At 74.1% G+C, this 12,748-nt stretch carries 8 protein-coding genes and 1 pseudogene; 6 read left to right on the forward strand and 3 right to left on the reverse strand.

Annotation, left to right across the window (positions count from 1 at the left end; genetic code table 11):
- Positions 1-37: 37 nt before the first annotated feature.
- Entirely contained in the window at positions 38-1,597 is a 1,560-nt protein-coding gene (locus AB0G35_RS30485) for a glycosyltransferase (RefSeq protein WP_360956165.1), read from the reverse strand.
- 81 nt (positions 1,598-1,678) lie between these two features.
- Between AB0G35_RS30485 and AB0G35_RS30490 the strand changes: the two genes are divergently transcribed.
- Genes AB0G35_RS30490 through AB0G35_RS30500 form a run of 3 tightly spaced genes read left to right on the forward strand, consistent with a single transcriptional unit; the run spans position 1,679 to position 5,831 of the window.
- Positions 1,679-4,330: a YfhO family protein gene (locus AB0G35_RS30490; RefSeq protein ID WP_360956167.1), complete on the forward strand. Its 2,652-nt coding sequence runs from the start codon at positions 1,679-1,681 to the stop codon at positions 4,328-4,330.
- On the forward strand, positions 4,327-5,313 hold the full coding sequence (locus tag AB0G35_RS30495) for a glycosyltransferase family 2 protein (protein WP_360956169.1): 987 nt from the start codon (positions 4,327-4,329) through the stop codon (positions 5,311-5,313). Before AB0G35_RS30490 ends, AB0G35_RS30495 begins: the two co-directional genes overlap by 4 nt.
- Complete coding sequence (locus tag AB0G35_RS30500) at positions 5,313-5,831, forward strand: GtrA family protein (RefSeq protein WP_360956171.1); 519 nt, start codon at positions 5,313-5,315, stop codon at positions 5,829-5,831. Before AB0G35_RS30495 ends, AB0G35_RS30500 begins: the two co-directional genes overlap by 1 nt.
- Here AB0G35_RS30500 and AB0G35_RS30505 read toward each other — a convergent pair.
- Positions 5,789-7,996 (reverse strand): PIG-L family deacetylase, encoded by a 2,208-nt coding sequence (locus tag AB0G35_RS30505; RefSeq protein ID WP_360956173.1) that lies wholly within the window; start codon positions 7,994-7,996, stop codon positions 5,789-5,791. The two genes, AB0G35_RS30500 and AB0G35_RS30505, sit on opposite strands and share 43 nt — an antisense overlap.
- Before the next feature lie 238 nt (positions 7,997-8,234).
- Between AB0G35_RS30505 and AB0G35_RS30510 the strand changes: the two genes are divergently transcribed.
- On the forward strand, positions 8,235-10,607 hold the full coding sequence (locus tag AB0G35_RS30510) for a CDP-glycerol glycerophosphotransferase family protein (RefSeq protein WP_360956175.1): 2,373 nt from the start codon (positions 8,235-8,237) through the stop codon (positions 10,605-10,607).
- 312 nt (positions 10,608-10,919) lie between these two features.
- Here AB0G35_RS30510 and AB0G35_RS30515 read toward each other — a convergent pair whose 3' ends face one another.
- Positions 10,920-11,543: a TetR/AcrR family transcriptional regulator gene (locus AB0G35_RS30515; protein WP_360956177.1), complete on the reverse strand. Its 624-nt coding sequence runs from the start codon at positions 11,541-11,543 to the stop codon at positions 10,920-10,922.
- A 137-nt stretch (positions 11,544-11,680) separates the two neighbouring features.
- Here AB0G35_RS30515 and AB0G35_RS30520 point away from each other — a divergent pair, with 137 nt between their 5' ends.
- Both AB0G35_RS30520 and AB0G35_RS30525 read left to right on the forward strand, forming a co-directional pair.
- Positions 11,681-12,622, forward strand: a complete 942-nt coding sequence (locus AB0G35_RS30520) for an ABC transporter permease (RefSeq protein WP_360956179.1) — start codon at positions 11,681-11,683, stop codon at positions 12,620-12,622.
- Between the two features lie 4 nt (positions 12,623-12,626).
- Positions 12,627-12,748 (forward strand): annotated as a pseudogene (locus AB0G35_RS30525) (ABC transporter ATP-binding protein); the annotation flags it as partial.

Genomic DNA, 12,748 nt, shown 5'->3' on the forward strand with positions numbered 1-12,748 from the left:
GTGCGCCCGTGCGGCGGCCGGTGCACGGTGTGGCGGCTCATTCCGGGGTGGTCAGCCGCAGGTGGAGGTGGCCGTGCGGGTGGGAGAGGAAGAGCGCTGCGGTGGCGGGTCCGGGCGTGAGGGGGCGCGGGGCGAGGTCGGCGGCGGACGGGGTGGTTTCCGGGACGAGCCAGGCGGTGCGGTCGACGGCGGGGCCCGGGGCGTCCTCGGTGGCGGTGCCGTGCCCGGTGACGGTGATCTTGAGGCCCCAGAGGCCGTCGGTGAGGGGGGCGCCGCCGGCGGCGGTGGCCGGGTCGAGTGCGGCCTGCCAGTGCCCGTCGGTGCAGTGGGCGGGGAGGCGGTGGGTGGCGTCGGTGCGGTGCAGGACGAGGGTGACCGCGGTGGTGGCGAGGTGCGGCAGGGCGGCGGTGCCGGTCAGGCGGAGGACGCTGCCGGTCCAGTGGCAGCCGGTCAGCCGCTGGCGGAGGACGACGCGGTCGGTGAGGTCGTAGCAGGCGTCGGGCAGCGGGTGGTGCGGGTCGCGGAAGTACGGGTAGCGGGCGTGGATCCGGCCGTCCGGGTCGACCTGGGTGGGGACCGGGCCGGTGTCGGCGCGGACGACGGCGGTCAGGGCGTCGTCGAGGCCGGCGTCGAGGCAGTGGGCGCGCAGCCGGAGCCGGGGCGGCAGGGCGGCGCGTAGGCGGTCGGTGAGGTGGCGGCGGACGAGGGGGCGGGCGGCGGCCGTCATCCGGCGGCGGTCGGCGGGGGTGCGGGCGAGGTAGGCGGGGCCGAACGGCATGAGGATCTCGCCGTGGAAGTGGCGGGTCATCAGTTTGTCGCGGTCGGGGCCGGGCGGGACCTCGGCGGCGACGGTGTCGAGGACGCCGCCGATGTAGTGGAGGTAGTCGGGCCAGTCGACGTCCTGGCGGCTGGCGTTGCTGTCGTCGGCGCGGCCGTGGAGGTAGTAGCAGTCGTAGTCGGCGAGGACGGAGACGGTGCGGGCGCGCAGCAGTGCGGCGATGCCGAAGGGGAGGTCCTCGCCGAGCAGGCGGCCCTCGACGAAGCGCAGGCGGTGGGTTTCGAGGAAGGCGCGGCGGAAGAGTTTGTAGGCGGCGAGGGACCAGTAGACGGGCGAGTCGAAGACGGAGACGGCGGGGCTGGTGGTGCGCAGGTCGACGGGGGCGGTGCGGCCGTCGGCGCCGACGATGCGGCCGTAGACGACGTCGGAGCCGTGGGTCCGGGCCATGCGGGTGAGGCGTTCGAGGGCTTCGGGGCCGAGGTGGTCGTCGGAGTCGAGGAAGAAGACGTAGTCGCCGGTGGCGCGGGCGAGTCCGGTGTTGCGGGGTCTGCCGGCGCCGCCGGAGGCTTCCTGGCGGACGACGGTCAGGCGGGGGTGGCGGCGGGCGAGGTCGGTGAGCCGGTCGGCGCTGCCGTCGGTGGAGCCGTCGTCGACGGCGATGATCTCGATGCGGCGGGGGTCGAGGGTCTGGGCGAAGACGGAGCCGAGGCAGCGGTCGAGGTAGGGCAGGGTGTTGTGGACGGGCACGATCACCGAGACGGCGGGGGCGGCGCGGGGCATCGGTGTGGTGCGGGGGTCGTCCTCGGTGTCTCTCGGCATACGCAGCACTCCCGCAAGGCAAAACGGACTATTAAGACATATAACTTTGACTGACCGTTCGCCGACCGTGGAGGAGTGCCGGTGGCTCCGACGCCCGTCACCCCCCAAGAGGCGCTCCGGCCCCGGGAGGTCTCCCGCCCGCTGCCCGGACCGGGCCGCCCGGCGGCGGACCGGCCGCCGAGGCGGTGGCCCGCCCCCTTCACCGCGGCGGCGCTGTCCATGGGGGCGTACTGCCTGGGGCTGGCCCTGTACGGCAGTTACCCGTTCGGCCCCCGCTCGCGCGCCGTCAACGACCTCGGCAATCAGTTCGTGCCGTTCCACGCCCGGCTGTGGGACCTGCTGCACGGCCGGACCACCGGCGATCTGTTCTTCAACTGGAGCAGCGGATACGGGGTGCCGTTCCTCGCGGACTTCTGCACGTATCTGATGAACCCGTTCTCGCTGCTCGTCGGCCTCTTCCCGCGCGAACTCGCCGACCTCCCGGTCTTCCTGGTCACGCTGCTGTGCATCGGGTCGGCCGGCGCCCTGATGACCGTCCTCCTCGGCCGGCTGCACCCGGGGCCGGGGACGCTGCGGGCGCTGTTGTCGGTGGGGTACGCGCTGTGCGCCTGGGTGCTGAACGACGGCGCCGCGGACCCGATGTGGATGTGGGGGCCGGTGGCGCTGCCGCTGCTGGGGATCGCCGCGGACTGGTGCCTGCGGCGCACCCGCTGGGTGGCCGGCACCCTGCTGGTGGCGCTGGCCTGGGCGGGCAACTTCTACACGGCGGCGATGGCGACCCTGGCGACCGGGCTGGTGCTGGCGGTGCGGCTGGTGACGGCGGCCGGGACCCCGCCGGGGGCGCGGCTGCGGGCGGCCGCCCGGGCGGTGACCATGGCCCTGACCGGGATCGGGCTCGCGGCGCCCGTCCTGACCGTCACCCTCCGGGCCAGCCGGGCCGCCCAGCCCGCTCCCCCGGTCTCCTACGAGCAGCGGCCCACCGTGCTCTACCAGCTGGCGCAGCTGCTGCCCGGCGGCCACGGCGGGGTGCCCGCACCCAACATCTTCATCGGCGTGCCGGGGCTGCTGCTGGTCGCCGCGTTCCCGTTCGTCCGGGCGGTGCCGGTGCGGGCCCGGATCGCCTGGTGCGCGCTGGCGCTGGGCGTGGCCGCGTCGTTCGTCTGGGAGCCGACGATCCTGCTGTGGCACGGGCTGGCGCTGCCCAACGGCAGTCCGTACCGCGCCGCGTTCGTGCTCAGCGGGATCCTGGTGATGATCTCCTGGCTGGCGCTGGCGCACCGGCCCCGGGCCGGTGAACTGGCCGCCGGCGGGGCGCTGGTGGCGCTGCTGGCGTGGGTGTGCCGGGACCAGGGCGCGGTCGGTCCGGCCACCTGGATCCTGGTGGCGGGCGGTGGCGCCACGGCCCTGGCGGCGCTGGCCGCGCTGGCGGTGCCGCCCCCGGCCGGCGCCCGGACCGGGCCGCGGACCGCGCTGGCCGCGGCCCTGGCCGGCACGGTGCTGCTCGCCTCCGCGTACACGGTGTTCTCGGTGACGGCCGTACGGGGCAAGATCGCCTGGTTCCGGCCCAAGATCACCATGACCCGGGTGTCCCTGGCGGCCCGCGACGGGCTCGCCGCACGCGATGACTGGCCGCGCTCGCGCACCGACCCGGGGCCGCACGAGTTCGCCAACAACGACCCGCTGCTGCTGGGCGGCGAGGGCGGCTCCTACTACAGCAGCTACGTGCCCGCGGCCACCGCCCGCACCCTCGCCGGCCTGGGCGCCGGCTGGTACATGAGGGGCCGTCACACCCTCAGCTTCGAGGACCCGGTGGGCCGGGCCCTGATGGGCGTCAGCAGCTCGCTGTTCCCCGTACCGCAGCACCCCCGCAGCGGCTTCACCCGGGACCGCACCCGCCCGGCGCCGGCCCCGCTGCTGACCGTACGCAGCCGCCTGGCGGCCCCGCCCCGCGGCCCGGAGACCGTGTTCGCGCGCCAGGAACGGATGCTGGGCGCCGCGGTCTACGAGGTGCCGGAGCTGACGCCCACCGCGGGCGCCGCGCCGGTACGCGGGCGCGGCGGCTGGCTGCTGCCGCCGTCCGCGCTGCCCGCCGCGGCCGCCCCGCCGGCCGGCCCGGACGGCGCGGGCACCACCTTCAGCGCCCGCTGCACCCCGGGCGGCACCGTCGTCTGGTACGCACCCTGGTTCTGGGGCCAGGTCAGCGGGCTGGGCACCCGTACCAAGGGCATCGGCCGGGCCGACACCACCGCCAACCCGGTGCGGGTGCTGGGGCGGGTGCCGGACGACGGGACGGTCGCGGTGCGGTTCATCGGCCGGGGCCGGCAGTGGCTGCCCGGGCGCCCGCTGGGCTGTCTGCGGCCGGGGGCGCTGGGCCGGGCGGTGCGGGCGCTGCGCGGGCCGGTGGCGCTGTCCGCCGGCGGGCACCGGCTGACGGCCCGGCTGCCGCGCGGCAGCCGGGGGCACGCGGTGCTGGCGCTGCCGGCCGTCGCGGGGTGGGGCTGTGCGGTGGACGGCGGGCCGCGGCGGGCCCCGGCGTCGTTCGGTGGGCTGCTGGCGGTCCCGCTGCGGCCCGGCGCGCAGCGGCTGACCTGCACATATCTGCCGCCGGGCCTGCGTGGGGGGCTGGCGGTGAGCGGCGCGGCCGGGCTGGCGGCCGGCGCGGTGGCGGTGGGGGGCCAGCTACGGGGCCGCGGCCGGTCCCGGCGTCGCACCACCAAGGAGACCCGCGGATGAAGCTCTCCATCGTCGTCCCCTGCTACAACGAAGAGGCCGTCCTCGCCCGCTTCGACGAGGTGGTCCGGGCGGTCCTCGCCCGCCTCGGCGTCGCCCACGAGCTGTGCTACGTCGACGACGGCAGCACCGACGGCACCCTGGCCCGGCTGCGCGGCCTGGCCCAGCAGCACCGCGGCACCACCCGCTACCTGTCGTTCAGCCGCAACTTCGGCAAGGAACCGGCGATGCTGGCGGGCCTGCGGGCGGCCACCGGTGACGCGGTGATCCTCATGGACGCCGACCTGCAGCATCCGCCGGACCTCATCGAGAAGATGCTCGACCTCTACCAGCTGGGCCACGACCAGGTCGTCGCGCGGCGCAGCCGGGACGGCGAGCGGCGGCTGCGGTCCGCGCTGAGCCGCTGCTACTACCGGGCCGTCAACACCTGGGTCGACGTCGAACTCGCCGACGGCGTCGGGGACTTCCGGCTGCTGTCGCGCAAGGCGGTGGACGCGCTGCTGGCGCTGCCGGAGTACAACCGCTTCTCCAAGGGCCTGTTCTCGTGGATCGGCTTCGACACCGTCACCTTCGACTACCGCAACGCCGTCCGGGAGGCCGGCGAGACCAAGTGGCGGCTCGGTGCGCTGGTCAACTACGGCCTCGACGGGATGCTGTCCTTCAACAGCCGGCCGCTGCGGCTGGCCATCTACGCCGGCCTCGGCCTGGCCGCGCTCGCCGGCCTCTACACCCTGTGGATCGTCGCGGCGGCCGTCGTCGGCGGGGTCACCGCGCCCGGCTATGTGACGCTGGTGGCCATCATCGTGGGCCTGGGCGGGCTGCAGATGGTGATGCTCGGTCTGATCGGCGAGTACATCGGCCGGATCTACTACGAGGCCAAGCACCGCCCGCACTACCTGGTCAAGGAGGGCAACGCCGCCGAGGCCGCGCTGAGTGCCGCCGCCGGGCCCGCGGACGCCGCCACCGCCGGGTCGCAGGCCGGCTGATGGCCGGCCGCTACGCGGGCGGGCGCCGGGCCGGCGGCGCCGGCCGCTACACGGGCGGGCGCCGGGCCGGCGGCGCCGGTCAGCTGGTGCGCTTCGCCGCCGTCGGCGTGGTCAACACCGCGACGTTCTACGCCTGTTACCTGCCGCTGCACCGGCTGCTGCCGTACTTCGCCGCCTACAGCCTGGCGTTCGCGCTGAGCATGGCCGGCTCGTTCCTGCTCCACACCCGCTTCACCTACCGCACCCGCCCGACCTGGAAGAAGTTCCTGCTGTTCCCGCTGACCCAGGTCACCAACTACGCCATGCAGAGCGCGGGTCTGCTGGTGCTGGTCGGCTGGTGCGGGATGAGCAGCGCGCTGGCGCCGCTGGCCGCCGCCGCCCTCGCGCTGCCGGCCGGCCATCTGGTCGCGCGGCGGATCCTGCGGCCGCCCGCCCGGGCCGGCGGGGGTGCCGGGGCCGTACCCGGGGCCGCCGGTCAGGCCGGGGCGTCGCCGGTGCGCTCCGGCGACCCCGTCTGAGGCCGCCAGGCGCCGAACAGCGCGGTCTGCCCCACCGACGTCTGCCGGGCCGCATACAGCCGTCCGTCGGTGCCCAGTGCGACCACCACCGCCCGCCCGGCGGCGTCCTGCGCGGCCCCGGCCGCCGCGGAGTGCGACACCCGGCCCGGCTGCCACGGCTTGGGGGCGTCCTGGGCCATCGCCATCCGCACCTCACCGGCCTCGTCCCGGGCCGCGAGCACCATCCGGTCCCCGCGGCCCACCGGGGCCGCCGCCACCCGCCCGTAACCGCCGACCGGCGCGCACTGCGCCGCCACCCGCCAGCCGCCGATCCGCCGGTGCCGCTCGGCGATCAGCACCTGCGCGGTGACCGAGCGGCGGTAGACGGTCCGGACCACGCCGTCGGCCAGCGGGACGAGACTGACCGGGCCGCCCGGCTGCGGCAGCCCGGTGGCCGCGGCCGGCCGCGGTGTCCGCCCGGGCTCCTTCGACACCCAGTGCACCACCGTCCCGATGCCCGGCGCGGCCACGTGGATCAGCCCGTCGGAGTCCACACAGGCGTCCAGCCCGTCGACGACCTGCGGGGACGCCTTCAGGGTGCTGACCGTGCCCTCCAGCCGCTGCCACGGCGTGAAGCCGGTGCCGCCCGGCCCGGCGCGGTGCGCGATGTTGCCGTCCCAGGTGCGGACGAAGACGTGCACCGTGCCGTCGGGGGCGGCCACCGCCACCGGGAAGCCGATCTCCAGCGAACGCTCCGGGTCCGGGTCCGGCGAACCCAGCGACTCCCAGCGGCCGAACAGCGGTGTGCCGTCCGGGGCGGTGCCGCGCTGCGCCGCGGTCATCAGCTCACGGCGGTGCACGGCGGTGCGGTCCGGCAGCACCGTGCGCGAGGCGAACAGCTGCAGCGACCCGTCGGGGCGGCGCACCGCGTGGATCTGCCCCTGGAGCATCGTGCCGCCCGCCGGCACCGGCGCCCTGAACAGGCCGCTGCCGGGCCGGGTCTCGGCCCAGCAGTACGCGGTGCCGCCGAGCACCGCGAAGGCCGCCAGCCGCCCGTCCTGCGCGGGCCGCAGCCAGGCGTTGGAGCCGGGCGCGCGCAGCCGGGTGGAGCGGGTCCAGTTGCGGGAGCCGCCGTCCAGCGCCGACCCGCCGACCTTGCGGTCGCCGCAGCCGGCCGGGTCGCCGCAGCGGCGGTGGTCGGCCCAGCCGTACACCGACAGCAGCCGGGCCTTGCGCCGGGCGGCCTTCAGGTCGACGTCGTTGGGCAGTGCGCCCGCCTCGTAGCCGAGGTAGTTCTCCACGATTGGCGGGCGGCCGCCGCGGGGCCGGTAGACGGCGAGTGCGGCCTGCGCGAAGTAGGCGGAGGCGGTGTGGTCCTGGTGGTCGTAGTAGCGCAGCCCGGCCAGGCGGGGGTCGTGGTCCGGGCCGGCCGGCGGCCGCCTGCGGGAGTGCACCGCGTTGGGGTCCAGGGTGCGCACCACCGTGGGGCGGACCCGGTCGAGCACCGCCACCAGGGCCGCGACGACCTGCTCGCGGCGGTAGAGGAACTGGTGCCGTACGGGCGTGCCGGCCGGGCGCAGGGTGGGCAGGAAGGGCGTGGCGCCGAGCCACAGGCCGCGCAGGCTGATGGTGCGGGCCTGCCAGACGGCCCGGGCCTCCACCAGCTCGAAGAAGAGGAGTTGCTGGTGCGGGGCGGCCTGCAGGGTGTGCAGTTCGGCCTGGAAGCCGGGGAGCAGGGATATCGCGGTCAGGTGCCAGGGGGCTCGGGGGTCGCCGACGGCCATCTCGGCGTGTGCGGCGCGCAGTCCGTTGGTGCGGGCGCGGGCGAAGGCGGGCCGGTCCCTGGGGACCCGATCGGCGTACCGGGCGTGCCTGCTGACGTTGTGTCCGTCGGACTCGCCGCCCGTGAGGCAGACGGTGACCGAGCGGGCCCCGGCGCGGACGGCCTGCTCCAGGTCGGGGTTCATGAAGTACAGGCCGTCGTCCGGGTGGGCGATGACGTGCAGGAAGGACTGGTCCGCCGGGTCGACCAGGGGCGGTCCGGAGCCGGCCGGTCGGCCCGTCCGGGGGCCCTCGTCGATGACGTGGGCCCAGACGCCGGTGCCGGCCGCCGCGGCGAGCAGCCCGCCGCCGGTGAGCTGAAGCAGCCGGCGGCGGGTGACGCGGGGCGGGCGCGGCGGTGACACGTCCTCAGTATTCGGTGAGCGGGGGCGTACCGCTCGTCCGAAAGCGGCGTCCGGGGGGCATTCCACCCGTCCGAAAATTCGCCACTTACCCCCATCCGTGATGAGCGCCACAGAACTTTCAGGTTACGAACAACAACCTTTTCGAGTGAACGACGGTCAGGAGGGCTGACAATGCAAGGAACCCCTTTGGGGCTTTTTTGCGTTCTGTACTCAGCTCGTCACGAGGAGTAAGCACCGCATGTCCGAGACAGTCCTCGACCCCGTCGTACCCCGCTTCAGCATCATCGTGCCCGTGTTCAGAGTGCAGGGCTTCCTGCGCGAGTGCATGGACTCGGTGCTGGCGCAGGACTTCACGGACTTCGAGGTGATCGCCGTCGACGACTGCTCACCGGACCGCAGCGGCGCCATCCTCGACGAGTACGCCGCCCGCGACGACCGCGTCCAGGTCCTGCACCTGCCGGAGAACGTCGGCCTGGGCCTGGCCCGCAACGCCGGGCTGGAGAAGGTCCGCGGTGAGTACATCCTCTTCCTCGACAGCGACGACACGCTCGTGCCCGGCGCGCTCGGTGCGCTGGCGGAGCGGCTGGACGCCGCCGGCAGCCCGGAGATCCTGATCTTCGACTACGCCCGGACGTACTGGGACGGCTCGGTCCGCCGCAACCTCCTCGCCGACCGGCTCGACGAGTCCGGCGCGCCCAGCTTCACCCTCGCCGAGCGCCCCGAGATCCTCGACCTGCTGCAGATCGTCTGGAACAAGGCCTACCGCCGCGACTTCGTCGAGGAGCACGGCTTCACCTTCCCAGTGGGCTACTACGAGGACGCCCCCTGGACGTTCTGCACGCTGATCACCGCGAAGTCCATCGCGGTCCTGGACCGGGTCTGCCTGCACTACCGCCAGCGCCGGCAGGGCGGCAACATCCTGCGCACCACCAGCCGCAAGCACTTCGACGTCTTCGACCAGTACGAGCGGGTCTTCGCCTACCTCGACGCCCACCCGGAGCTGTCGCGCTGGCGCCCGCACATGTTCCGCAAGATGATCGACCACTACCTGACGGTCCTGGACAAGCCGGGCCGGCTGCCGCAGAACGCCACCGCCGAGTTCTTCCACCGCGCCGCCCGCGACTACCGCCGGCGGCTGCCGGCCGGCTTCGTCCGCCCCGGCGGGGTGGCCGGCGGCAAGTACGCGCTGCTCGCCAAGGACGCCTACCCGGCGCTGGCCGGCCTCAAGGTCGCCGGCAAGGTGCAGCGCACGGTCCGCAAGCACGCCGGGAAGAAGGTCCGCCAGGCCAAGAAGAAGGCCATGGACCTGCGCTACCAGGCCCTGCTGCGGCAGCCGCTGGACGAGAACCTGGCGGTCTACTCCGCGTACTGGAACCGGCTGCCGGCCTGCAACCCGCTGGCGATCTACGAGAAGGCCAAGGAGATCGCCCCGCACGTGCACGGCGTGTGGGTCGTCAAGCAGCACCTGGTCGACTCCGGCCAGATACCCGCCGGCATCGACCACGTCGTGCTGAACTCGCCGCGCTACTGGGAGGTCATGGCCCGCGCCAAGTACCTCGTCAACAACGTCAACTTCGCGGACGGCGTGGTCAAGCGCGAGGGGCAGATCCACCTCCAGACCCACCACGGCACCCCGCTGAAGTCGATGGGCGTCGACCAGAAGCGCTACCCGGCCGCCGCCAAGGGCATGAGCTTCCGCAAGCTGCTGGCCCGCGCCGACCGCTGGGACTACTCGCTCTCCTCCAACCAGCACACCACCGAGCAGTGGGAGCGGGTCTACCCCTGCAACTTCGAGTCGCTGGACGCCGGTTACCCCCGCAACGACGTCTACTACCGGGCGAGCGCCCAGGACGTCCTGGACATCCGCGAGCGCCTGGGCGTCGCCCCCGGCAAGACCGCCATCCTGTACGCCCCGACCATGCGCGACTACCAGGTCGGCTATGTGCCGCGGCTGGACCTGGAGAAGATCTCCCGCGAGCTCGGCGAGGACTTCGTCCTGCTGGTGCGCACCCACTACTTCTACGACCAGGACGCCCGCCTCCAGGAGCTCCAGGAGCGCGGCGCGATCATCGACGTCTCCGGCCACCCGGTCGTCGAGGAACTGTGCCTGGCCGCCGACGCGCTGGTCACCGACTACTCGTCGATCATGTTCGACTACGCCAACCTCGACCGGCCGATCATCAACTACGCCGACGACTGGGACACCTACGTCCGCTCCCGCGGCGTCACCTTCGACCTGCTGTCGGGCAAGCCGGGCGACACCCCCGGCGTGCTCGCCACCACCGAGGACGAGCTGATCGACGCCTTCCGCAGCGGCCGCTGGGACGACGAGCGGGCCACCGAGCTGCGCGCCGCGTTCCGCGCGCGGTTCTGCCAGTGGGACGACGGGCACGCCGCCGAGCGCGTGGTCCGCCGGGTCTTCCTCGGCCAGGAAACGACCCCCGACCCGCTCCCCCGGCAGGAGCGCACCGTGGCCCCCACGCCCCGCGCCGCAGCCGCCGCGGCGGGCCTGGTCAAGCTCCCCTCCCCGCGTACGGCGGCCCACGACGAGGCGACGGAAGCCGCCGCCTCGGGCACGTCGGGCACCTCGGACGTGGAGATGGCGGGCTGAGGCCCCGGCCGACGCCGATCACCTGAGCCCGGACGCCCACTGCCCCCGGCCGGAACCCCGGCCGGGGGCAGTGGCGCTGCGGGGGCAGTGGCGCTACGGGGGCCGAGGCGCTACGGGGGCCGAGGCGCTGCGGGGGCCGAGGCGCTGCGGGGCCGGCATGCCGCGGAATACCCGCCCCCCTCCGCCGGTTGTGGCCCCGCAGGGGGCCTCCCGACCCCTACGGGATCTGTTCGACCCCACCCTAGGTAACTCCCCCCACCCCGCCCCGGGTCTCCCCCGGCCCCGCCCCGCCTCCCCCGCGTCCGGCTCCGCTCACTCCGCCCCGAGGGCCGCCGCCACCGAGTCCGCCAGGGCGTCGAGGTAGCCCCTGGGCAGCTCGTCGCGTACGACCAGCAGCCGCCAGTACAGCGGGCCGGTCAGCAGGTCCAGCGCGAGGCGGGTATCCACGTCCTGCGGCAGCTCGCCGCGCGCCACCGCGCTGGCCACCACCGCGGCCGCCACGCCCTCCTGACTGTCGTGCAGCGCCGCCTGCAGCGCGGTCGCCAGCTCCGGGCTGCGCGCCGCCTCCGCCAGCAGGTCCGGGATGATCTGCGATGCCATCGGGTGCCGCAGCGCCCGGGCCGCCACCTCCAGCAGCATCCGCACGTCCCCGCGCAGCGACCCGGTGTCCGGGGTCGGCAGACCGGCGGCGGCCACCGCCGAGACCACGTCCAGGACGAGGTGCAGCTTGGAGCGCCATCGCCGGTAGACGGCGGTCTTGCCGACGCCCGCCCGGCGGGCGATGCCCTCGATCGACATCCGGGCGAAGCCCACCGCCGCCAGCTCCTCGAAGACCGCCGCGCGGATCGCCTCGGTCTTGTCCTCACGCAGTACCGCGGCGCCCGCCGGGGCGCGCCGGCCCGCCGCGGGGTCGTTCCCGTTGCCGTTCTTTGCCATGGCTTGAGCCTAGCGTCACGACGCTACGGTTGCGTTTCGACGCGAGCTCCCTTTAGTGTCGGCGTCACGACGATACGGACCCGTTCCGTCGTCGCACTCCGTTCTGCGGCCCCCGTACGCAAGCGAAAGCGGCCCCCATGCCCCAGACCCTCACTCCCCCGGCCCCGGCACCGGCACCGGAACGGGCGCCCGGCCCCGGCACCGCCCCCGACCCCGAGCTGCGCGCGCTGGCCGAACGCCACGGCCTCACGGTGAGCGGTGCCCGCCCCTCGCTGCCGGAGTACACCCGCCAGCTGTGGCAGCGGCGCCACTTCATCACCTCGTTCGCCACCGCCCGGCTCACCGCGATGTACACCACCGCCAAGCTGGGACAGCTCTGGCAGGTGATCACCCCGCTGCTCAACGCCGCCGTCTACTACTTGATCTTCGGTGTGCTGCTCGACACGCGGAGGCACGTTCAGGACTTCATCCCGTTCCTGGTGACCGGCGTCTTCATCTTCACCTTCCTGCAGAACTCGGTGATGACCGGAACCCGGGCGATCTCCGGCAACCTCGGCCTGGTGCGGGCGCTGCACTTCCCGCGGGCCTGCCTGCCGATCTCGTTCTGCCTGGCGCAACTCCAGCAACTGCTGTTCTCCATGGGAGTGCTGGGGGTCATCCTGCTGTGCTTCGGACAGCTGCCGACCTGGTCCTGGCTGCTCGTCGTGCCGGCCCTGGCCCTGCAGTTCGTCTTCAACACCGGCCTGGCGATGGTCATGGCCCGCCTCGGCGCCCGGACCCCCGACCTGGCGCAGCTGATGCCCTTCGTCATGCGGACGTGGATGTACGCGTCCGGCGTGATGTTCAGCATCAGCGTCATCATCCAGGGCAAGCACCTCCCGAAGATCGTGGAGGTCCTGCTCAACGCCAACCCGGCGGCGGTCTACATCGACCTGATGCGCTTCGCGCTGATCGACAGCTTCACGAGGGAGCAACTGCCGCCGCACGTCTGGGCGTTCGCGGTCGGCTGGGCGCTGCTGGCCGGCATCGGCGGCTATGTGTACTTCTGGAAGGCCGAGGAGCGGTACGGACGTGGCTGAGGTCATGACGGCAGAAAAGACGGCAGAAAAGAACGGCGTGCGGCCGACGGCGGCCGCCCAGGAGCGGATCCCGACCGTGATCGCGGACGATCTGCACATCGTCTACCGCGTCTACGGCACCGGGGC

Source organism: Streptomyces sp. NPDC021749, from assembly GCF_040640655.1.
Taxonomy (GTDB): Bacteria; Actinomycetota; Actinomycetes; order Streptomycetales; family Streptomycetaceae; genus Streptomyces.

Bases quoted from the DNA above. Each gene is read 5' to 3' on its own strand.
- AB0G35_RS30485 (WP_360956165.1), bottom strand. From the start codon at position 1,597: ATGCCGAGAGACACCGAGGACGACCCCCGCACCACACCGATGCCCCGC.
- AB0G35_RS30495 (WP_360956169.1), top strand. From the start codon at position 4,327: ATGAAGCTCTCCATCGTCGTCCCCTGCTACAACGAAGAGGCCGTCCTC.
- AB0G35_RS30500 (WP_360956171.1), top strand. From the start codon at position 5,313: ATGGCCGGCCGCTACGCGGGCGGGCGCCGGGCCGGCGGCGCCGGCCGC.
- AB0G35_RS30510 (WP_360956175.1), top strand. From the start codon at position 8,235: ATGTCCGAGACAGTCCTCGACCCCGTCGTACCCCGCTTCAGCATCATC.
- AB0G35_RS30515 (WP_360956177.1), bottom strand. From the start codon at position 11,543: ATGGCAAAGAACGGCAACGGGAACGACCCCGCGGCGGGCCGGCGCGCC.
- AB0G35_RS30520 (WP_360956179.1), top strand. From the start codon at position 11,681: ATGCCCCAGACCCTCACTCCCCCGGCCCCGGCACCGGCACCGGAACGG.